A 22,191-nucleotide genomic window follows, 5' to 3' on the forward strand; every position below is an offset into this window, starting at 1 on the left:
TTGAATTTAATGTCATCTTTTTTTATTTGTTATTGTGTATCTCGCTTATATATATAGGTTTTTTCAGAGCTCTATATGTAAGTGGGAGTTTTGGTGAAAGTATTTCTTATTTTAATAGTATCTTTTAGTTTTCTAGAAATATAGGGACCATGCTAGTTCTGAGCTAGGAAATAACTATACACAAATAGTAAGGAAAAATAAAAAAAAGGAAATTGTGTGTTTTAAAAAGTATTTTTTATGGAATTTAGTATAGTGAAAGTTTAAAAGTGTGACACAAACTTTAGTTAAAAAAATTTCAATTTGACGAAATTTTGAAAACCGAAAATTCCGTCAATTTAGAATATAATGAAAATATCAACAGAGAGGAAGAAGGGAAAAGATGAAAAAACAGATCAAAAAAAATGTTACAACAGTGGCACTTACAACAGGTCTTGTAGCTAGCGTATTTAATCCGATGTCGATTACACACAATGTTCATGCACAACCAGTTTCAAAAGTAGAACAAGTTTTATCAGCTCTTACACCAGCACAACGTGAGGCAATTAAACAATTAAAAATCAGTGATAAAGAAGGACTACAAGTATCTGCTGATGTGGATTTAACAAGTGAAGCGACAACTTCTGTCATTGTTGAATTTAAGGACAAGCCAGCAAATACAGCAGTCATGGTAGCAGAAGCAGATGGAACAACTCTTTCTGAAGCAGACGCACAAGAAAAAGTAGATGCTTCACATGACACATTTCAACAAGATTTAAAAACGATTTTTAGTAAAGAGTTAAAAGAGAAGAAAAATCCTTACGAAATTAAGCGTGCTTACAAAAAAGCATTTAATGGAGTTGCGATGACACTCCCGTCAAATAAAGTAAAAAGTTTGCTTAAATCTAGTGCTGTACAAGCAGTATGGAGCGATTTACAAGTTCAGTTAGATGATCCATCTACTAAAGAACTAACGACTACTGAACAACAATCTTCAACTCATTCGATGGTAACGTTTCCTGGCGTTGAAAAACTTCATCAAGAAGGCTATACAGGAAAAGGGGTAAAAGTTGGTATTATTGATACTGGTATTGATTATAATCATCCAGATTTAAAAGGTGCTTTTAAAGGTGGATACGATTTCGTAGATAATGACAATGATCCGATGGAAACAACTTATGCGGATTGGAAGAAATCGGGACAACCTGAAACAAGTGGTGGTGAAGCCTATTATACAGAGCATGGAACGCATGTAGCTGGAATCATTGCCGGTCAAGGTAAAAACAATGCGGACTATTCTGTAACAGGCGTTGCACCTGATGCTGATATTTACTCTTATCGTGTTTTAGGTGCATATGGATCTGGTCAAACTTCAGCAATTTTAGCTGGTATTGACAAAGCAGTATCAGACGGAATGGATATCATCAGTATGTCACTAGGAGCAAACTATAATGACCCATTATACCCTACGGCAATTGCTGTAAATAATGCCGTTCTTACTGGGGTAACAGCAGTTATTGCAGCAGGGAATTCTGGCAATAAAATGTATACATTAGGTACTCCAGGAAATGCTCCTTTGGCAATCACAGTTGGAGCAAGTGATACGTCTGTTACCATTCCACAATTTTCAGGAACTGCTCATCCATCAACAGGTGATTCAGCAGTTGATATGAAATTAGCTGCACAAGGATATTCGGATAACGTAGCAGATTTACAAGGCCAAACATTTAAATTAGTAAATGTAGGAGTTGGCTCAGATACTTCGTACTATAAACGTGATGCAAATGGTCAATATACGATACCAAGAGATGTGAATGGAAAAATAGTTGTAGCAAAACGTGGCAGCATAGGTATAGCAGATATCGTCACTAATGCTAAAAAGCATGGAGCAAAAGCTGTTATTTTAAGCAATACAGATAATGATACATTACAAGATGTATTTTTAGGAAATACATATGGCTATATCCCAACATTTTTAATAAGCAGTAAACAAGGATATGCTATTACTGGTGATTTACCTCTAACTACAGCAAAGTTAGACGCTTCGATCGACTTTACATTCGGTAATATGAGTCAAACTGTCACACAAGGTAATAAATTAGCAGACTTTAGTTCTCGAGGTCCATCTCGTGTTTTATATGATATTAAACCTGAAGTAACAGCACCAGGGGTTTCTGTCTTCTCAACTGTGCCTGCTTATATGCATAAGGATGATAATGGAAAGGCATTAACTGATTATCAAAATGCATATGAACGCTTATCTGGTACTTCGATGGCAACACCAAATGTTTCAGGGGTAGCAGCATTGTTAAAACAAGCTCACCCAGATATGACGCCAGCTGATATTAAGTCAACACTAATGAATACAGCAGATCCATTAAATGATAAATATAGTGTATATGAAGTAGGGGCAGGTCTAGTAGATCCGTACAAAGCTGTTCATGCTGGGACAGAAATTCAAGTGAAAGACCAGACGAAAACGTTAAGCAGTAATGCGAAAGATGCGGGAAGTGCTACTCTTGCAAGTAAAGGAATCAAAACGATTAAAAACATTACTGGAGCTTTAAGCTTTGGCGAACAAGCTATTAATGGTAAGGATCTTACAGATCAACGTTCAATGACCTTATTTAATAAAAGTTCTGAAGATAAAACATTTGATGTAAAGGTCCAATTCCAGACATTGGGCGCACGATTTACAAATGACTCTAGAGCAGACCAAGATGCAGCTGCGAATGGCGTTACATTAGATGTTAAATCTTCTGTAAAAGTGAAACGATATAGCAGTACGAATATGGATGCTACAATCAACGTTCCTAAGAGTGCTAAACTTGGTACTTATGAAGGGTATGTAGTTTACACAAATCAAAAGAACCCTGATGAAACGTATAAAGTACCGTTTGCCATTCATACAGTTGATGAGGGGATTGATTATGTAAAAGGAGATCCAGCTGCTTTCACCTTACCATATGAAGCAGGTAGCAATGCAACAAAGTGGTCAATTGGAGTGGACTTTAAACTAAAATCTCACGTGCGTACGTTTGACTTCTTCCTTGTCGATCCAAAAACAAACGAAGAAATTGGTTACCTAGGCACAGCTGATGGAATGGGTGCGGATGAAAATATTGAGTATTATTTCCGTGGTGTATTGAACAATGGTCAATATTATCCTTTAACAGGAAACCCGGATAGCCCAATTACATTTGATTATAAGGAAGTTGACCCAGGATTATGGAAAATACGAATGGTTGGTACAAATGATAAAGGTGCAACCTTCTCTAGTGACGCTCCGGTTTATTATGGAGTAAAAGAGCCAAAGGTTACGATGAACTATGATGCAGGCCAAATCGTAGAAACAGCTAATGCTACTGACAAAACTGTAACAGTAACAGGTAATGCATTTGATAAAGACATAGCTGAAATGCAAGCAGCAGGCATTACTGCTTCACAAGGCGAAAATAAAATGTATTATTATAATCCGAATAATTCGAATGAAATAAACATTCCTGTAGACGGAAATGGAAACTTCAATTCGACAATTCCATTAGCTACAGCTGGCCCAATATCGTTACCAATTACAGAGTATGACTTCTATGACAGAGATAAATCAACTGTAGAAAATTATGGAAGTTTTAAAGACATATACTTTGTGAAAAAAGGTACTGCTTATTCTACAGCAATTGCCGATAAACAAAGAATCAACATGGGAGATACAAATACAGTTACGTTCTCAACAAAAAATATTGCAACTAAAGTGAAAAAAGCTGAATACTCATTCTTATATCCAGTCCAGTTCCTAGATGTTGTGAATGTTAAGCCACATGGAATATATAATGGAAACTTAGATGTTCAATATACAACTACTTCTTTTAACAGTTCTTACAATAAAATGACGATCACAGCAACGGCGCTTGGTGACCTTGCGACTACGGGAATTAATGGAGATACTTCTTTAGTAGACCTAACGTTTAAAGCAAAAGACAAATATTACAAAGGTCCAATGCAATTTGAAGATCCAGCTGGTTCATCTAGATTCTTTAAGGCTGTATATACAAACGTGGATAATAGTACCTTAACAACTCAAGGTATTCAACCATATTTCTACGTTACTCCTACTTATTCTCTTATGAGGGGAGCGGTTCAGGCGGAAGGATTAGCAGTAGGGTTTAATAATTTAGGTTCTCCTAATATGAACGCTAAGATTGACTATAATAAAGCTGGTACAAAAATTAGTGTGAAAGATTCCGATGGTAAAGAATACGGAGTAGCTGATCCTTTAGGATATAGTTCAACTTCTCCATTTGGTTTTACATCTAGATTACCAATTACAGATAAGTCGTTTACATTATCAATTGACGTACCAGGACATTTCACATTCAAAAAGGACTTTACAGTTGGTTTGAAAGAAGACGGTAAAGTAACAGCTGGATCTAAACCAGTTGATTATAGCTATATTCCTGGTGGAGATGTAAATAAAGATAATGTAATTGACGTGAAAGATGCTCTGTACATCCAAACGTATTGGGGAACGAATAAACGTGATGCAGATATCAACTATGATGGTGTGGTTGATGAGCAAGATATGCAGTACGTAATTAATAACTACCTAGTGCAAAACCCATTTTTTGACAATTCACCAAAGGCAGTTAAGAAATACAAAGGCGAAACTTTAGATGACGTTTTAACAGATCTTGGTCTAGAGTAATAGAATAGTAATAATTTTTAATCGGTGACGATGAATAATCGTTACCGATTTTTTTATGTAAAAAACAGTAGTCTGGGGGGAGGGGGAATCAAATTAAATAATGGCGAAAGATTCAGGTACGTAATTGATTGAGATTTGGGAAAGCTATATGAAGGTCACAGGAAAATTTCTTATTCAACAAAATGGTAGTTTAGTAGAATAAGATAAAGGGATTATAAAATTTTTAATTGAATATAATCAGTGATTCGTTTTTAACTCATGGTATGGAGAATAAGTTTATATGTCATTTGTGTGAATATTCCGACTGATATGAACAACCCTATGGATTTCAAGGAGATGTACCAATCTATAATATTTGTTCATGCTGTGGGGGAAAGTTTGGTTATATGACAAACAAATTACTTAAAACCAATAGATTAAAACGGAGAAAAGGCAATTTCATAAACTTGAAGGGAGAATAAAAATGGAAATTCGAAAATTAACAATTGAAGATTTACCTGAGTTTATTCGTTTAAGAAGTGAAGGATTATCGTTATCACCAGAAGCATTCGGAGAAAGTTTAACTGAATATAAGGGAAAATCAATCGAACAGCACACAAATAATTTTCCTAAGACTTTCGATAATTTTATAATTGGTGCAATCGACAAAGACGTACTTGTTGGGGTTGCTGGCTTCTACCAAAAAAGATCTGATAAAATGAAACATAAGGGAACAATTTGGGGAATGTATGTTACTCCAGATTATCGTGGTAAAGGTGTAGGGAAGAAAGTTTTAAGTCAAGCGATTCAGAATGCTATGGAGATTGAAGAAATTTTACAAATTGAATTGGCAGTCATTTCATCAAATCAATCTGCAAAAAGACTTTATGAATCTGTAGGCTTTGAAAGCTTTGGGACTGAAAAAAGAGCATTATTTGTAAATGGTGAATTTTACGATGAGGACCATATGGTTAAGTTTATTAAATAAGAAGAAAGAGATGATCAAACATATGATTTGATCGTCTTTTTTTGGTTCTATTAAAGTAGTTTGTTGATTTTATTAAACTAACGGCATGATAGTTTCTGAGGTATTTTAATGATAAATTAAAGAACCACATACTATATATGTAGGTTTTGATATAGATAATTAAGTAGGAGTGTGAGTTCAAAAATAATAATAATATTCCAAAAGGATATACTATCTTGGTAACGAATTTGCTTTAAAGGAGGAATGTACATGAAAAACCAAACTATCAACTTGCTTCAAATGTCATTTATCTTAATTGGTAGTACTGGACTTGTTAACCATGTCATTATCATTCCTATGGTTTTGGACGTTTCGGGCCGTGATTCTTGGATTACCATTTTGCTCTCAAGCGTTTCTTTACTATTCTTGATACCGATTCTCTACTTTATCCAAAAACGTATGAATGGAGAACATTTGTTTCTATGGCTTAAGGGAAATTTCGGGAGATTTATTACCTATCCATTAATGGCTATGATCCTCCTATACTTATTTTCCTCGGGTGTCGTCCTTTTAAAGGAAACGTTAACCTTTTTATCGTTTTATCTGCCGATGACACCTAGAGTATTATTAGGTGCTACTTTTTCTATAATCTGTTTTTATAATGCAAAGCACGGAATTCAATCCATAGGCTTAACGGCGGGAATCCTTCTCCCAATAGTTATTCTTTTAGGTTTTTTTGTCATGGCTGCGAATTTTCCGCATAAAGACTACGCTTTTTTAAAACCCTATATAGAACACGGTACTACTCCTGTTATAAAAGGCATGATCTATCCAATATCAGGATTTGTAGAGGTTGCTTTTATCCTATTTTTTCATCATCACTTAAATGAAAAAATAAAGTTTACAACTTTGATTTGGATTGGAATCACTTTTGTAATCCTTACTCTTGGCCCAACTATCGGAGCCATCACAGAGTTTGGTCCATTCGTGGCTGCTAAGCAACGATACCCAGCCTTTGAAGAATGGAGGCTAGTATCAATTGGTCGTTATATTGAACATCTCGACTTTTTATCAGTTTATCAATGGTTTGTTGGAGCTTTCATCCGCTTGTCTCTTTTAACTTTTTTAGTCTCAGATATTCTTCAGGTTACAAATAAGAAGGTAGATAGTGGAGTAAAATTTTTTTTCCTCGGGTGGGTCACTCTGATTTCCATTTTGTCCATTAATGACACGTCTTTTTATTTGTTTTTATCCCGTCAATTTTTACCGGGTACTTTTGTATTCATACTCTTGATTCTTGTACTTTTAGCCATCCTCTCCATGTTTGTGAATAAAGAGAATGGAGGTAAAACCAATGAAGCTTAATAATCAACCTGATCAAGATAAGATGAAGGTCAAATGGGATGAAGAAATTTTAAGGGGCTGGTTTGAAGGAGCGCAAGATGTCATCTTCCAAAAACATCAAATCGATAGTGGCAAACGTTATTTTTCTATTTTATCTGTATATTGTCAGAGTCTCATTGACATAAAAGAATTGAGAAAAACTATCATGCCTCATCTTCATGAAGTGTTGGAAAATGGATTTTCCGGTGATGCAAAGGATTTGGAGTCAAAACTTGATTTCCCTATAACTTTCGTTAAATCAGACTTTTCACAGGAAGATCTCGCCCAAAAAATTTATGAAGGAGAAGTTCTCTTTTTCCTCACTGCGTCTAGGCTGGTTTTTTCCATCAAACTAGCGATGCTTCCAGCGAGATCTGTAGAAGCACCTAGTACGGAAGTGACACTAAGAGGGGGGAGAGACGGTTTTGTAGAAGAACTTCAAACCAATATTGGATTAATACGAAAAAGATTGAAAACAAGCTCCCTTAGTTATGAAGAATTTGTTATTGGAACTAGAAGTAAAACCAGGGTTGCTGTTCTTTTTTTGAAAGATGTTATTTCACAGGATATTTTAGAAGAAGTACGATCCAAATTAAATAATATTAAAGTCGATGGCATTGTTTCATCTGATCAAATTGAAGAACTTATTACAGACCGACCTTTCAGCCTCTTCCCTTTATTAGAATATACGGGACGACCTGATTATGCTGTAAATTGCCTACTATATGGACGTTTCGTTTTATTAGTGGAAGGCTCTCCGACTGCATCTATTGGACCTGTTACTCTTGTGTTTTTCGTGAATAATGCAGAGGACCAGCATTCGTCAGCGCCTTTTGCAAGTTTGGGAAGAGTACTGAGGATCTTCAGCTTAATTATAGCTGTTTTTCTACCGGGATTTTGGATTGCATTAGTCGCTTATCATCCGGATCAAATACCATACACATTGTTGGCAACACTGGCTTTGTCTAGAGAGGGAGTTCCATTCCCTACTACTTTAGAGGGATTCTTGATGATTTTTTTATTTGAGTTACTGAGAGAGGCAGGTCTTAGAATCCCTACTACTGTTGGTCAAACGTTATCTGTAGTAGGTGGTTTAATTATTGGGCAAGCTGCCATCAGCGCAGGATTGGCTTCTCCTGGTATTGTCGTAATGATGGCAATTTCTGTGGTTTCGACATTTACTTTGATCAACCAGTCGCTTTCGGGAACATTAAGTATTCTCCGATATTTTGTCTATCTACTATCAAGCTTACTCGGAATAACAGGGCTTATATTTTCTGTTTTTATTATTTGTATTCATCTTGTGAATTTACGCTCTTTCGGGGTTCCATTTATGGCCCCCTACTCTCCATTTGTACCAACTAGTTTGATACCAGCAACAATCCGAATTCGTTTTAAAAATATGATAAAGAGACCGAAAGAGATTCATACGAACGATAGCACGAAACAAAAGGATGAGGAAAAAAGATGAGGAAAAAATTTTTTCAAAAAAAACTTCTTATATTATTTCCATCTATTTTTCTGTTAACAGGCTGTTGGGACACAAGGGAAGTTGAGCATGTATGGTACATAAATGCCTTAGGAGTTGACTTTAAAGATAATCAATACGTGCTCTATCCACAATTTATCAATTTTTCCACTTTTGCAAAACAAGAAACCACTATGCGGACACCACAGCCAATTTTTATTGGAAAAGGAACAGGGGAGATTTTAGACCATTCAGCGTTCGATTTTTATAAAACGGCTCAACAAAGGGTCTCTTGGGAGCACATTAATACAGTCGTATTCTCTGAGAATATATTAAAACATGGAGATATTCGACAAATTGATGAATTTTTTGCTCGTTTCTTTCAGTTTAGGAATACGATGTGGGTATTTGGAACAAAGGAACCAATCGAGGAGGTTCTAGCAACTGGATCTATCTTAAATCTCTCACCCCTTTATACTGTGAGGGATATCCCAAATGAAATGACAAAAAACTATTCTCTTTTTAGTCCTTTGATATTTTACAAATTTCGTGCTTATTTTTATGAGCCTGCGATGACCACACAAATACCATTCTTATCGATTACAAAAAAATGGAAATCAGACAAAAATGATTTCCCATTATTAAAATATAGCGGGTCGGCTTTTGTAGCTTCAAAGCGCTACAAAGGGTATTTGTCTGATAAAGACTTATCAGGTTTAAAATGGACGGGCAAGACTTTCACCCGAGCACCGATCCTATTAAAAAAAGATGGGGAGCCCGTTACAGAAATCGTATTGAAAAAACCAAAAATCCAAACAGTAGCCTATATAAAGAACCACGAACCGCATTTTCGAATGAAGATTCGCGTAGAAGGAGATATTTTTCAGGTAGTAAAATATTTACCTATGAAAACCGTAAAACAAATAGCTGAAAAAACATTGAAAAAGGAAATTGAAGAAACCTACAAAAATGGGATTAATAAAGGAATTGATGTTTATCAGCTTTCACAAATACTTTATCGAAATAATTTAAAAGACTGGAAAAAATTTGAAAAAAACGGAGTTATCCCGCTTTCGGCGTCATCCTTAGAAGTTGAGGTAAAGGTACAAATTATGACAAGCGGCCAATGGAAGTCAACCAATTTACAGAAGCCATTCTCACGAGAACCATAATTAGGCTAATTAATTTCATGTTACATTGATCCATTTAATGAAACCCGAATAAGAAATTTAAACTACCATGAAAGAACGATTGTAGCTTACATTCACTGTTGTGAATCATAGATTCATGGTTGGCTAACGCATGCTTTAGTTGAACAACAAGATCGACATAAAAGTCGATTTTTTTTATTGAGCTAAATTACAGGATCGTGGAATAAGGATTTTCTTAATTTATATTAAAAAAGGCGATATTCCCCCAAGTAATGGTTAGCTTAAAACAAGTGTGTCGTGGCGAAAGAGAATCTGAAGGAAGTCGGCGGCAAATTTCCGACCTAAGGAACACGAACTTCATATCATCAATTGATTGTTTGATATGATCATGAACAAACAAGTATCCTATGGAGTACGATGTAGTATTCGATATTAGGGAGGAATACACATTGAGTAATACGAATGTACATGCATTACTTAGATGGAAGAAAGAATTAAACGCAGAAATCAAAAGACTAGATAAAGAGTTAGTCGATTTAACAAAAGAAATAGATAAAGTTAGAACAAGATATTCAGTAGCCGAAAAAGCATTTATACAATATCGTAACGAAACAATCTCACAAGAATTTGTTACACCATTAAGTGTACAACTTAATGAATTAAATAATAAGTACGATGTTTTATTGCTGGTGAATAAACAGAAAAAAACAGCTATTACTTCAATTTTGGAAACTGTCGATTCAATTATTAACGGATATTTCACAAACTAATGGTGTTTTCAATTTTGAGGAGCTCCCTAGCCGGTAGGCAAGTGAAAACTAAGGTTTTGACAATATTAAGAGAAAGAGGGTTTGGGTTCTTATTCAACTACGCACTACTTTAGTTGGATAAGAGTTCCTAAAGGTTGTCTAATTAGACAACCTTTTTTTAGTTCAAAAATCAACATTTAAATTTTACAGAGCTTTTTTTAAAAAAACAAACAAATAACCAAAAAACAACCAAAGTAGATAATTGATTAGTTTGGGTTGTAATTGTTGGATTATTGTTCACATTTATATACATACTAACTGTGATATGATTATGTTAGTTTAGTAATAGTAGTAGGAGAACAAGATTGAAATCTAAACAAAAAATAATTCCATCATTATCATCAAATTCAGTCTATCTTGGATTATTGTTAGCTTTAGTAGGTGGATTTTTAGATGGGTATACGTTTATAAGCAGAGATGGTGTATTTGCCAATGCGCAAACGGGAAATCTTGTTCTATTGGCAATAAATCTATCATTTGGAAATTGGAAAAACTCTGTGGATTATATTCTACCTATTATAGCCTTTATTCTAGGTGTATTAGTTGCTGAATCCGTTAAACATCCACGTTTAAAGGAACTTTTATATAGCTATAGACGGTCGATTCTTATATTAGAATGTTTCGTATTAATTATTGTAGGGGTATTACCTAGTAGTGTACCTAATTTAGTTGTGACAGTTTGCATTTCGTTTGTCTCATCATTACAAATATCAACGTTCACTCATTTAGATAAATGGACATACAATTCAACTATGACAACGGGTAATATTAGAATTGCATCACAGGCAGCATATACAGCTTTTGTAAATCGTGATAAAGAAGCAAAAACAAAATTTAAAGAGTTTTTAGTTATTATCCTTTCCTTTTCATTTGGTGCATTGTTTGGAAGTCTTTCCACAAAGTATATTGGGAATCAAGCTGTTTGGATTGCTGCAGGAGTATTATTAATCGCATTGATCTTATACCATAAAGACAAAGGTTTTTTTAGAAGGAAACTACATTAATTTGAATTGAAAAATGAGCCCTCTTTTGGGGCTCATTTTAGTTTTCAGACATAGTCCTAAATATTTATTTAAAAAATTGAATCAAACAAACAAAAATAAGTGCAAATATAATAGAAGGTAACATATTTCCGATTTTTATTTTTACTAATCCTAATGAATTCAAACCAAGAGCAATTAATAAAATTCCTCCTGTACCTGATATTTCAGCAATAATTGAATCTAATAAATGCTGAGTAACTAGATTCGGTACAAATGATGCAAAAATAGCAATGAATCCTTGATAGATTAAGACTGGGACAGCAGAGAATAATACGCCAATGCCAAGTGTTGAAGTTAAAATGATTGATAGAAAACCGTCCATCATTGATTTTGTATATAAAATTTCATGATTATGACGAAGTCCGCTATCTAGAGCTCCAAGAATGGCCATCGCGCCAACACAGAATAATAATGTCGAAGTAACAAATCCTTTAGAAATAGAACCTTCGTTTTTAGAATGAAATTTACTTTCGATAAATAGACCTAGTTGATCTAGTTTAGCTTCGATATCTAACCATTCTCCTACAACTGCACCTAATGATAAGCTGAAAACGACGATCAGAATTTGATTTGTTTTCATAGCTAAAGTAAATCCTATGACAATAATTACAAGAGAAATTGACTGAGTTACTAAGTTTTTCATTCGATCTGGAATTCTTTTAATAAACAAACCTAGTAAAGAGCCAAAAATAATAGCTGCTGCATTAACAATTGAACCGAGTAGTACCATGATTATCCCCTTTAACTTGCATATAATTAATCTATTTTTAAGACTATTTTTCCGATATTTAAATTGTTCTCCATTCGAGAATGTGCTTCATTCACTTCATGCAAACTATACACTGAATCGATAATCGGTTTTATTTTCTTATTGATAAAAAGAGGTAATACATATTTTTTGAATTGGTTCGTTAAATAGATTTTTTGCTCAAGTGTTTGTGAACGCAAAGTACTCCCTATAATCGAAATTCTTTTTGTCAAAAGTGGTAATAAGTTCATATCGTTCACTTTAACTCCACCCATTGTACCAATCAAAATGAGCCTACCATTACTATTTAATGATTGTAAGTTTTGATGGAAATAGGATGCACCAATAAAATCTAAAATGACGTCTACACCTACATGATCAGTAACTTTTTCGACTACAGTTTTAAAATCTTCATTTTTATAGTTAATCACATGATTTGCACCTAATTCGGTACAAGCTGCAAGTTTCATTTCATTACCAGCAGTAACGATTGAACTTGCACCAAATTCTCTTGCTAACTGAATTGCAGCGGTCCCAACACCACTAGCTCCGGCATGAATTAAAACAGTTTCATTTTCTTTTAATCTACCTAATTCAAATAAATTTAAGTAAGCTGTCAAAAATACTTCAGGTATAGCCGCAGCCTCTTCGAACGAAAAATGATCTGGGATTGAAATTGCCAAATCTGAAGGAATGGAAACATACTGTGCATAACCTCCGCCTGGCAATAAGCTACAAACATGATCCCCAACTTCCCAATTTGTAACACTAGCCCCAACTTGTTCAACAATCCCGGCCATCTCTAAACCTAAAATTGGAGATGCGCCTTTAGGTACGGGGTATTTACCATGTTTTTGAAGTAAGTCAGCTCGATTAATAGCCGTAGCATGAACTTTAACAAGTAGTTCATTCTCACCTAAAACAGGCATTTCATAATCGTCAATAAATAAATGCTTTGATTCATCAATTTGAACTGCCTTCATTCTAAAAAACCTACCTTTAATTAAGTTATTTCTTATCATACTATATAACTAATCGAAAGAATATTTTAAAAACTCGGATTGATGAAATTTGTATTTTTTCTTAATAGCATTCCTTACTCATTCTTTTTAAAGTAATTTTAAGGAAAATATTTTTTTAAAAAATTCGAACTATTAACTGATTTCAAGTGTATATAGAGTAAGTGGTGAAAGGAGGAGAACTAGTGCCTGAAAGAATTGACAAAGATCGTTTTGAAGAATTGTTTAATAATCACTCGTCATTGGTATATCGCACTGCTTACTTTTTAACCAAATCAAATGTAATGGCAGATGATATTACGCAAGAGACGTTCATTCGAATCATAAAAAAATTACAACTGTTTGATCAAACAAAACCAATTGAACCTTGGATTTATCGAATGACAGTAAATATCACTCGCAATATGATACGTAAACAAAAAATCAAGAAACTTTTCGGCATTAATCATGATGTTCAAGCTGAAAATGACGTTGAACAATCGATTTTACAAAATGAAATGGAAGATGAACTATGGAAAGAGATAAACTTATTACCGCAAAAGAGTAAAGAAGTGATTGTTCTTCATTATTATTTAGAACTCAAATTAAATGAAGTGGCGAACTCTCTAAATATTCCAATCGGTACATGTAAATCAAGGCTAAATTACGCGTTGACAAAATTAAGAAATCGTTTATCGAAAAACGAACTGTTTAAAGTAGAACAAAAACTGAAAGGAGAAGAACTAAATGGTGGAAAACAATCCTATTTCTGAAATTAAACACACTCTTCAGAAGAAATTAGATCAACATAATCCTTCTGTCACATATGATCAAATATGGAATAAAGCTAATTCCAATTTGGGGCATAATCGAATTCGAAAACCGGTTGTTTCAGTTGGGATTCTTTTGATGTTGGCATTTACCATTTTTATTAATTCACCTATTAAAAACGCACTGAAAGAAGACATAGGTATTACAAATAAATCTAAAAGTATTTCTGCAGATGCCAGTATTGGACTATTAGTCGTAAACGGAGCTCAATATCGGTTTGAAGGAATTTTACATAATAAGGAATTTGAACTTAAAGACCAAATTGGTGTAGTCAAAGAAGTTGTTCAAGATCATACGATTCCGAAAATCAATTTTTCGTCTAATATGTTAAAGGTTGGCGATAAAATTTATTTAACGAATGGGGATCCAAAAGTCATGATTGTAAAACAGGAGGACGGAACAATCTTAAAGTTTTTAAAAACTGAAAAATGATTGAAATTGGAGTCATAAATAAAGAAATTTAAATTCCAATTTGAAAATAGGGAGTGTCCAAAATGTCAAAATGGTTAAGTGTAGCTGTACTTTTTTTCTTTCTTATTCTCGCTGGATGTTCAGCAAGTAATGGTTTGAAAGGTAATAAACCTCCAAAAACAATGGTTCAAATAGCGAATCAAACATATGACACGAAGTTAGGTACTTATTGTTGGCAAACGAAAGGACAGGGGGAATGCGTTGATACAGCTGGACCTGTCCAACTATTAGAGGGGAAAAAGCCGATTGAAGTAAAACCTGGAGAAAATGTTAAAATTATAATAAATTATAATCCTAAACCAAATGAAATCCACTTAACTCAAATAAATAATAGTAAGGAAGCTGAAATATTATTAGTGAGGAATCAATTTTCAGCACCTATAAATAAAGGGGTATATTATTACTCATATGGAGTATGGTGGATGGATAAAAAAGATAAGCACTTATCACATGGCGATGCCTCTTATGTTTTTGCTTTAGAAGTAAAATAGAACGTTTTTCGTTAAAATAAGAAAGGGTAAGTTTTGAAAAACAGTGATCAAAACTTACCCTTAATAGATTACTAGTTTATTCTTCTGTTGGATTTTTTGGTCCATCAAGATCTAATTGATAAAAGGACAAGTCAAGCCATCTATTAAATTTATAACCTGCCTTTTTAATTGTGCCTGAATAAACAAATCCGAAGTTTTTATGCATGGCAATACTTTTTTCATTGTCAGCATCTATTCCAGCAATTAAAGTCATATACTCTCTTTCTTTGGCATTAGAGATTAATTCTTTCATTAATGAAGTAGCAATACCTTTTTTTCTGTGTTCACTATTTACATAAACTGAATGCTCAATCGAATATTTATAGGCCGGCCAAGCTCTAAAAGGACCGAATGTAGCAAATCCGACGACTTTTTGATCAAGTTCGAAGACTAGAATTGGAAGCCCTTCATCCATCTTTTGTTCAAACCAAATTTTTCTGCTTTCAAGCGTTTGTGGTTGATAAGTATAAACAGCAGTTGTATTAAGAATGGCATCGTTATAAATCTCTAAAATGTCCATTAAATCCTTTTGAGTAGCTTCCCTAATCATTTTTTCTTTCCCCCAAATTTAATTTGTTATCTCTTTATATTTTAGAACTTTTTAGACGAATCGTAAAATTTAAATTTATATTTGAATCGGTTTGTTCATAATTTTAAATCCCAATTTTAATTGTTCATAGCTTACTTTATAAACGTTGTTTCCTATAGTAATCGATCCTTCCATAGTGTGAAATAGAGGATAATCATTTATCGATTATTCTCTATTTCATTATTCGACATGAATGTTCAAGAAGGAATCTACTCTATTTTCGTTGAATTAATTACAAATGATTTTTCAGACCGATTTGGTAACTGCTTGGGAAGAACAATTAGTTAGGCAGTTGGTTAGAAAAAAAGATTAATTGACTTAGAGTTAAATAAAGAAATTAGAACAGAGAATTATATAAAGTTATTGAAGAGTACTCTTCTTAGTGTGATTTATATTTATCAAACACGTATTCATTAGAAGAACTTAAGCAGTTGTTTTTTTCAAAAGGTAAGTTCAAAGGAGCGAGGAAGTTAAAATGAATCAATCCTATTTTTATTTAAAACTAGAAACACATCAATTACATATGTCTTATAAAAATGAAAAACGTCGCGTACGTGTTTTATTGCCAAAAAATTATGATAAAGATGAGGATAAAAATTATCCAGTTGTCTATATGCATGATGGTCAAAATATTTTCTATAGTAGTGAATCTTATAGCGGGTATTCATGGAAAGTGATACCGGCTATTAAATTAAACCCCGATTTACCGAAGATGATTGTTGTTGGGATCGATAATGGTGGACAAGACCGAATTAATGAATATACGCCTTGGAAAATTACTGAAAGCCCACTTCCTGAAGATTATGAACTAGGTGGGAAAGGCGTGGAGTTTGCTAATTTTGTCATGACAGTCGTGAAGCCGTTCATCGATAAGCAATATCGGACTAAATCGGATAAATATCATACAGCGGTGATTGGTAGTTCACTTGGAGGAAATATTTCGGCTTTTATGGGTGTTGAATATAAAGATCAAATTGGTGGTTTAGGTATTTTTTCTTTAGCCAATTGGATTACAAGTAAAGCATTTGATCGTTATATTGCTAGCGAAGAGTTGGATCCTGAGCAACGAGTGTATATTCAAGTTGGTACTCAGGAAGGCGATGATGCCGATCGACAATTGATGTATGGTAATATGAAGCAGGCATATATCGATTGCTCGCTTAAGTATTATAAACAACTGATAGAAGGCTCTGTTCCAATTGATAGCATTTGTTTAAATATTTTTGCGGATGAAGTACATGATGAAAAAGCTTGGGCAAAACACTTACCAGAATGTTTACGTTTTTTAAGTGAGAAGTGGTCATGAATGAACTGAATAATGATATTTGACTTAAATTAGATAAAAATTACTTTTTATAAAGGAGCATTTTTATGAATTATATTTTGATCTCACCATATTATCCAGAGAATTTCCAATCATTTGCTCATCGTTTAAAAGCCGCAGGTGTCAATGTATTAGGTATTGGCGAAGAGCCATATGACCAATTAGGTTCCAAATTACAAAACGCTTTAACAGAATATTATCGTGTGAATAATTTAGAAGATCTAGATGAAGTGAAACGTGCTGTTGCATTTTTATATTATAAACATGGTCCAATTGAGCGCATTGAATCCAATAACGAACACTGGTTAGAACTTGATGCGCAGTTGCGTGAACAATTTAATGTATATGGTAATAAACCAAGTGATTTGAAAAAGGTTAAATATAAATCTGAAATGAAAAAGCTGTTTAAAAAAGCAGGTGTGCCTGTTGTAGATGGCAAAGTCGTTAAAACTAAAAAAGAGTTAACTAAAGCCATTGATGAATTCGGACTGCCAGTTATTGCTAAACCGGATAATGGTGTTGGATCAGCTGCAACCTTTAAATTATGTTCAGAAGAGGCTGTACGCCATTTTGAAGAAGTATGGGATGAAGCACAAGTATACTTCATAGAACCATATGTCGAAGGAGGCGTGCTTTGTACATTTGATGGTTTAGTCGATCAGAAAGGGAATATTGTTTTCCAAACAAGCTTTACATATAATGTGCCAACTTTAGAACTCGTTAAGGGCCAGTTGGATTTAGCTTATGTGATTCAAAAAGAGATTGATACAAGACTGGAAACTTATGGAAAGGCGATTGTGAAAGCTTTTGGGATGAAAGAACGCTTTTTCCATATTGAGTTTTTTAAATTAGAAGATGGGGATTATGTTGCACTTGAATATAATAACCGGCTAGCTGGCGGCTACACGATTGATATGTACAATTTCGCGTACTCCATTGATTTATTTGCTCAGTATGCTTCTATTGTGACTGGAGGCGAATTTAAAGAGTCCAATGCAAAAAACCAGTATTGTGTCGGTATTACACAGCGTGATGCGAATGAGTATAACAACGATACGAATGATATTTATGAACGATTTGGCGACCGTGTAAAGTTTGAAAAGCGCATTCCAGATGCGTTTGCGGAACTACAAGGAAATCAATTTTATGCGATTAATGCAGATTCGCAGGAAGAAGTCGATGACATTATCAGTTTTGTACATGATCGAAAAAATTACAGCATTGTAAACGTATAAGGATAGGAGATTTTTCCATGAATATAGAACATTTAAGCCATTGGAGTGGAGAATTAGGACGCGAAATGCTGTTGAACAGATATGGGCACAGTGGTATGCCAATCTTAGTTTTCCCTTCATCTGGGGGGACGCATTTTGAATACAATAATTTTGGAATGATTGATGTGTGTCATGACTTCATCGAGTCCGGAAAAGTTCAGTTTTTTACACTTTCTACTATAGATAGCGAAAGTTGGCTACACGACTCAAAATCGGTTCATGACCGTGCATTAGCTCATGAAGCATATGACCGTTATGTGATTTCAGAAGCTATTCCATTTATTAAACATAAAACAGGTTGGTTTGATCCAATGATGACAACAGGTTGTAGCATGGGAGCATATCATGCGTTGAACTTTTTCCTGAAACATCCGGATGTCTTCCAAACAACCGTTGCACTTAGCGGTATTTACGATGTGCGTTTCTTTTTTGGGGACTACGGAAATGATCCTCTTGTATACGAAAATTCACCAAGTGATTACATATGGAATCAAAATGACGGCTGGTTCATTGATCGATACCGTTCAGCAGATATCATTATTTGTACCGGGCTAGGTGATTGGGAACAAGACGGGCTGCCTTCATATTTTACATTAAAAGAAGCCCTTGAAGAAAAACAAATTAAAGCATGGTTTGATGAGTGGGGCGAGGATGTTTCGCATGACTGGGTTTGGTGGCGACGCCAAATGCCGTATTATTTAGGAGAATTATTTAAATAAAAAATCATAAAAACATCAATACAGTTGGATGATAAGTTTTTTAAAATTTCATCTTAAAAGTAACAATACTTTTGGCAATAAACTCTAAATACTTTTTTAGGGCTACTTACACTAAAACATGTTAGAGTTGAACATCATAAAGGGGTGGTAATGAAAATGAAAATTTTGTTTGATGAAACTTATACTTCAAATGAGGGAAAGAGAACAAGTAGGAATATTTGGTATGGAGATGCTGATTTAACTGTTGATGGTGAATTTGGAAAAAATATTAATCTTAATGAAGATTTTATGGATAATTTATGCGAAATAATAAAAAATGACTTATCTAAAAATGCAGCAAATAAGGCTACTGAAACTAACTGGTATATTTATGGAAGTGGTGTAACTCAGGACGCGATTGGAGACAATATCCGTCCGACAATTATGGTTCGTGAGAGGTCTGACGAATTTATAACTAATTTTAATATGAGTGACCACGATTTTGCAGTAAATATCGATGCTATTCTGCTGTTTAAGGCGGATTTTGAAAAACGTTTAGCTAGTCATTGAGGAGTTATTTTATTAAATGAATTTTCATACTATTCGAGGAGAATGATTTCAAAATGAAGTCATTCTCCTTTTTCATCTGGTGGGAGTCATTTTTGTGGAGAAAAAGAACATTTAAAGGTACAAATTGTGAATAAATATATTTAAATTCAATAAAAAAATCAAGAATATTTTAACTGATTAGATAGGTTGAATAATTTAATAATCTGAATGAACTAGTGTATGATTAGTAAATTACTATTAAAGTTTAACTTTCTATAGTGTTCATAAGGAATGTTTTATTTGTTAAAATAATGTCTAAAATTTAAGGTAACTCACTAACGCAAAATAGATGACTATAGAGAAATCTTTAAATATCAATTTCAAAATTAATTAGGTGAAATAAATGATTGTAAATACACTAAATGACGTAAATAAGTTAATTACAGAATGGCAAACTGCAATTGAAGCGGAAAAAAATTATTTAAAATTTCACGGTGGGAGGAGTTATACACTTTCTAATGGGACTCCACTGTACCAAATTGGGCAAAGTACGGTTATCTTGTTTACGATTTATGCAGAAATTTTTGTCCCAGAAGGAACACCGGTTCGAATAAAAATAGAAAATCAAGAGTATCAAGGTGAATTATTGTCATTTAAAGGCTCTCAAGTTGAAATTAAAATTAATGAAAAAATTACTTCGATGATTCCATATGCTGAACTTTTTAATGAACCGTGGGAGTTACTAGATCAATTAATTGAAAGACTTGAGGAAATAAAAGATTATCGTAGTAAACAAAAAAGAATTATGAAGCTAATGAATGCTGATTCTACTGCTAAACATTTAAGTAAAATGAAGAAAGAAAGTTCAACAAATCAGGAGCTAATCTATCGTTCGTTTTATAATGCAACAACATATATATGGGGACCACCGGGTACTGGGAAATCTTATAATTTAACAAATATTATTTTAAAACATTACGAAAAAAATAAGTCAGTGTTAGTAATTGCTCATTCTAATGCTGCAGTAGATGTTTTAATGAAAAATGTAATTCATGAATTAGAGCAGAAAGATAAATGGAGAAGTGGCGAGATTGTCCGCTATGGTTATACAAAAGATGAAGTGTTATTACAACACGAAGATATCCTTTCTTCAAAACTTGTTGAGGTTAATGGAAGTATAAATCAATATGAATTGGAAAATTTAGATGAGCGAAAGCACTCGATGCTAAGGAAAGCTAGAAGAGGTGCAGCTTCAAAAAAAGAATTAGATGATTTAAGCAAAATTCAAAATAAGTTAAATAAAATTCGAGGGGAAATTCGTGAAAAAGAAAAAGAGTTGATTGATCAAGCAAAAGTGATTGGAACTACATTATCCAAATGTTCAATTGATCCTTTAATCTATTTACGCCAGTTCGATTTAGTTATTGTGGATGAAATTAGTATGGCATATACACCACAAATCGCCTTTGCTTCTACATTAGGGAAACGAATAGTTGTATGCGGAGATTTTAAACAATTACCGCCAATTGCATCATGTTTTCATAATGAAAATGTGAAAAAATGGCTACAGGAAGATTTATTTCATCATACAGGTATTGTCCAAAAAATAGAAAATGGCGAACCGTTAATTAATTTAGTTTTATTGAATCAGCAAAGGAGAATGCATCCGGCTATATCTGGATTTACGAATAATGAAATCTACCACTCGTTGGTGTTTGATCATCCAACTGTCAAAAAAAGACAGGAAATCGCAAAACATAGACCATTTCCAATGAAAGCAAATAGTTTAATAAATTCACAATTTCTAAAAACCTATGCATTAAAAGATTCAAATACGAATTCTAGATATAATTTAGGGTCTGCGATTATTGCAATTCAATGTATTCTTTCAAGCGTAGTAGATGGGGTCAAGTCAATTGGAATTGTTACGCCATATAGAGCACAGGCAAAGTTAATTACGGCACTTCATAAAGAGATTATCGGCAAAACAAAATATCGAGAATTACCAATACAAATCGCAACAGTTCACCGATTTCAAGGAGCGGAGTGCGACGTAATCATTTTTGATTCAGTAGATACGAAACCACAATATTCACCTGGATTACTACTAACAGATCAAAACAGTGAAAGATTAATTAATGTTGCTTTGACTAGAGCTCGAGGTAAATTTATTCATATTGCTGATATTCCATTTATAAAAAGTAAAACAAATTCAAAAAAGACGATTAATAAGTTAATTCATTATCAAATGGATAAGGAATACAAGGTGAGTAAAGAAGAGTTTGAAAAGGTTTTTTCAAAGAGTATATCAAAGAGGTTAAGACTGTTTTTAAATGATTCAATTGATCAAAAAAATGAATTAGTAAATGATCTAAAAAATGCTAATAAAAAAATAATTGTCTCCATGCCAAATCTATCTGAAATGTCTTTGGAAATTCGAAAAATAATAAATGAGGTTGAGGTACCAATTCTCTTTATAAGTGAAGTTCATTTTGAAAATCAAAAAAATAGAAGTTTTATTAAAAAAGATCAAGTTCAACCTTTTATTATGATAGATAACGAAATTTTATGGTTTGGAATTCCTTTGTCAAATGTAAGTTTAAACCAATCAAATAACTCGGCAAGATTGAATTGTCCTTTAACATGTCAAATATTAAAAGGATTTATAGAGTTTTAAAAGTTACATAGAAAGTATTCTATG

General features: G+C 33.5%; 18 protein-coding genes. 15 read left to right on the forward strand and 3 right to left on the reverse strand.

The genetic code is table 11. The annotated features are described in order from the left end of the window. The first annotated feature begins 379 nt into the window (after positions 1-379). The 7 genes from ACFVR2_RS20315 to ACFVR2_RS20345 all read left to right on the forward strand — a co-directional run bounded on the left by ACFVR2_RS20315 (position 380) and on the right by ACFVR2_RS20345 (position 11,439). A complete protein-coding gene (locus ACFVR2_RS20315) occupies positions 380-4,678 on the forward strand; it encodes a S8 family serine peptidase (protein ID WP_387365902.1) in 4,299 nt (1,432 codons plus the stop codon). Positions 4,679-5,141: 463 nt separating this feature from the next. After that, positions 5,142-5,645, forward strand: coding sequence for a GNAT family N-acetyltransferase (locus ACFVR2_RS20320; RefSeq protein ID WP_387365905.1), 504 nt, complete (start codon positions 5,142-5,144; stop codon positions 5,643-5,645). 249 nt (positions 5,646-5,894) lie between these two features. Then, the gene (gerXB, locus tag ACFVR2_RS20325) at positions 5,895-6,989 is read left to right on the forward strand and encodes a spore germination protein GerXB (RefSeq protein WP_387365908.1); all 1,095 of its coding nucleotides are present in this window, start codon (positions 5,895-5,897) and stop codon (positions 6,987-6,989) included. Next, positions 6,979-8,478: a spore germination protein GerXA gene (gerXA, locus tag ACFVR2_RS20330; RefSeq protein ID WP_387365911.1), complete on the forward strand. Its 1,500-nt coding sequence runs from the start codon at positions 6,979-6,981 to the stop codon at positions 8,476-8,478. The genes gerXB and gerXA overlap by 11 nt, the downstream gene beginning before the upstream one ends. Then, positions 8,475-9,647: a spore germination protein GerXC gene (gene gerXC, locus ACFVR2_RS20335; RefSeq protein ID WP_387365914.1), complete on the forward strand. Its 1,173-nt coding sequence runs from the start codon at positions 8,475-8,477 to the stop codon at positions 9,645-9,647. Before gerXA ends, gerXC begins: the two co-directional genes overlap by 4 nt. A gap of 428 nt (positions 9,648-10,075) precedes the next feature. Continuing rightward, positions 10,076-10,396, forward strand: coding sequence for a hypothetical protein (locus ACFVR2_RS20340; RefSeq protein WP_387365917.1), 321 nt, complete (start codon positions 10,076-10,078; stop codon positions 10,394-10,396). Positions 10,397-10,740: 344 nt separating this feature from the next. After that, the gene (locus ACFVR2_RS20345) at positions 10,741-11,439 is read left to right on the forward strand and encodes a YoaK family protein (protein WP_387365920.1); all 699 of its coding nucleotides are present in this window, start codon (positions 10,741-10,743) and stop codon (positions 11,437-11,439) included. A 64-nt stretch (positions 11,440-11,503) separates the two neighbouring features. Here the strand turns inward: ACFVR2_RS20345 and ACFVR2_RS20350 are convergent, their stop codons facing one another. Together ACFVR2_RS20350 and ACFVR2_RS20355 are read right to left on the reverse strand one after the other, a co-directional pair. After that, entirely contained in the window at positions 11,504-12,208 is a 705-nt protein-coding gene (locus ACFVR2_RS20350; protein WP_387365923.1) for a DUF554 domain-containing protein, read from the reverse strand. 26 nt (positions 12,209-12,234) lie between these two features. Beyond that, positions 12,235-13,209 (reverse strand): NAD(P)H-quinone oxidoreductase, encoded by a 975-nt coding sequence (locus ACFVR2_RS20355; protein ID WP_387365926.1) that lies wholly within the window; start codon positions 13,207-13,209, stop codon positions 12,235-12,237. Positions 13,210-13,430: 221 nt separating this feature from the next. On the opposite strand from ACFVR2_RS20355, the gene ACFVR2_RS20360 reads away from it, so the two are divergent. The 3 genes from ACFVR2_RS20360 to ACFVR2_RS20370 all read left to right on the forward strand — a co-directional run bounded on the left by ACFVR2_RS20360 (position 13,431) and on the right by ACFVR2_RS20370 (position 15,017). Beyond that, a complete protein-coding gene (locus ACFVR2_RS20360; protein ID WP_387365928.1) occupies positions 13,431-13,997 on the forward strand; it encodes an RNA polymerase sigma factor in 567 nt (188 codons plus the stop codon). Beyond that, entirely contained in the window at positions 13,972-14,487 is a 516-nt protein-coding gene (locus ACFVR2_RS20365; RefSeq protein ID WP_387365930.1) for a hypothetical protein, read from the forward strand. Before ACFVR2_RS20360 ends, ACFVR2_RS20365 begins: the two co-directional genes overlap by 26 nt. A gap of 62 nt (positions 14,488-14,549) precedes the next feature. Next, positions 14,550-15,017, forward strand: a complete 468-nt coding sequence (locus ACFVR2_RS20370) for a hypothetical protein (protein WP_387365933.1) — start codon at positions 14,550-14,552, stop codon at positions 15,015-15,017. A gap of 76 nt (positions 15,018-15,093) precedes the next feature. Here ACFVR2_RS20370 and ACFVR2_RS20375 read toward each other — a convergent pair whose 3' ends face one another. Beyond that, positions 15,094-15,606 carry a GNAT family N-acetyltransferase gene (locus ACFVR2_RS20375; protein ID WP_387365936.1) on the reverse strand — a complete coding sequence of 171 codons (513 nt, stop codon included), beginning with the start codon at positions 15,604-15,606 and terminating at the stop codon, positions 15,094-15,096. 514 nt (positions 15,607-16,120) lie between these two features. On the opposite strand from ACFVR2_RS20375, the gene ACFVR2_RS20380 reads away from it, so the two are divergent. From ACFVR2_RS20380 to ACFVR2_RS20400, 5 genes are all read left to right on the forward strand, one after another. Continuing rightward, positions 16,121-16,951: an alpha/beta hydrolase gene (locus ACFVR2_RS20380; RefSeq protein WP_387365939.1), complete on the forward strand. Its 831-nt coding sequence runs from the start codon at positions 16,121-16,123 to the stop codon at positions 16,949-16,951. A 65-nt stretch (positions 16,952-17,016) separates the two neighbouring features. Beyond that, positions 17,017-18,204, forward strand: a complete 1,188-nt coding sequence (locus ACFVR2_RS20385) for an ATP-grasp domain-containing protein (RefSeq protein ID WP_387365942.1) — start codon at positions 17,017-17,019, stop codon at positions 18,202-18,204. 17 nt (positions 18,205-18,221) lie between these two features. Next, positions 18,222-18,962: an esterase family protein gene (locus tag ACFVR2_RS20390; RefSeq protein WP_387365945.1), complete on the forward strand. Its 741-nt coding sequence runs from the start codon at positions 18,222-18,224 to the stop codon at positions 18,960-18,962. A 156-nt stretch (positions 18,963-19,118) separates the two neighbouring features. Further along, complete coding sequence (locus ACFVR2_RS20395; protein ID WP_387365948.1) at positions 19,119-19,511, forward strand: hypothetical protein; 393 nt, start codon at positions 19,119-19,121, stop codon at positions 19,509-19,511. Between the two features lie 382 nt (positions 19,512-19,893). Next, positions 19,894-22,167 carry an AAA domain-containing protein gene (locus tag ACFVR2_RS20400; RefSeq protein WP_387365951.1) on the forward strand — a complete coding sequence of 758 codons (2,274 nt, stop codon included), beginning with the start codon at positions 19,894-19,896 and terminating at the stop codon, positions 22,165-22,167. Positions 22,168-22,191 lie beyond the last annotated feature (24 nt).

Origin of the sequence: Gottfriedia sp. NPDC057991, from assembly GCF_042886615.1 — a bacterium.
Lineage (GTDB): Bacteria > Bacillota > Bacilli > Bacillales > Bacillaceae_G > Gottfriedia.

Coding starts and splice junctions, on each gene's coding strand:
- ACFVR2_RS20315 (WP_387365902.1), top strand. CDS start 380: ATGAAAAAACAGATCAAAAAAAATGTTACAACAGTGGCACTTACAACA.
- ACFVR2_RS20320 (WP_387365905.1), top strand. CDS start 5,142: ATGGAAATTCGAAAATTAACAATTGAAGATTTACCTGAGTTTATTCGT.
- gerXB (WP_387365908.1), top strand. CDS start 5,895: ATGAAAAACCAAACTATCAACTTGCTTCAAATGTCATTTATCTTAATT.
- gerXA (WP_387365911.1), top strand. CDS start 6,979: ATGAAGCTTAATAATCAACCTGATCAAGATAAGATGAAGGTCAAATGG.
- gerXC (WP_387365914.1), top strand. CDS start 8,475: ATGAGGAAAAAATTTTTTCAAAAAAAACTTCTTATATTATTTCCATCT.
- ACFVR2_RS20350 (WP_387365923.1), bottom strand. CDS start 12,208: ATGGTACTACTCGGTTCAATTGTTAATGCAGCAGCTATTATTTTTGGC.
- ACFVR2_RS20355 (WP_387365926.1), bottom strand. CDS start 13,209: ATGAAGGCAGTTCAAATTGATGAATCAAAGCATTTATTTATTGACGAT.
- ACFVR2_RS20365 (WP_387365930.1), top strand. CDS start 13,972: ATGGTGGAAAACAATCCTATTTCTGAAATTAAACACACTCTTCAGAAG.
- ACFVR2_RS20370 (WP_387365933.1), top strand. CDS start 14,550: ATGTCAAAATGGTTAAGTGTAGCTGTACTTTTTTTCTTTCTTATTCTC.
- ACFVR2_RS20375 (WP_387365936.1), bottom strand. CDS start 15,606: ATGATTAGGGAAGCTACTCAAAAGGATTTAATGGACATTTTAGAGATT.
- ACFVR2_RS20380 (WP_387365939.1), top strand. CDS start 16,121: ATGAATCAATCCTATTTTTATTTAAAACTAGAAACACATCAATTACAT.
- ACFVR2_RS20385 (WP_387365942.1), top strand. CDS start 17,017: ATGAATTATATTTTGATCTCACCATATTATCCAGAGAATTTCCAATCA.
- ACFVR2_RS20390 (WP_387365945.1), top strand. CDS start 18,222: ATGAATATAGAACATTTAAGCCATTGGAGTGGAGAATTAGGACGCGAA.
- ACFVR2_RS20395 (WP_387365948.1), top strand. CDS start 19,119: ATGAAAATTTTGTTTGATGAAACTTATACTTCAAATGAGGGAAAGAGA.
- ACFVR2_RS20400 (WP_387365951.1), top strand. CDS start 19,894: ATGATTGTAAATACACTAAATGACGTAAATAAGTTAATTACAGAATGG.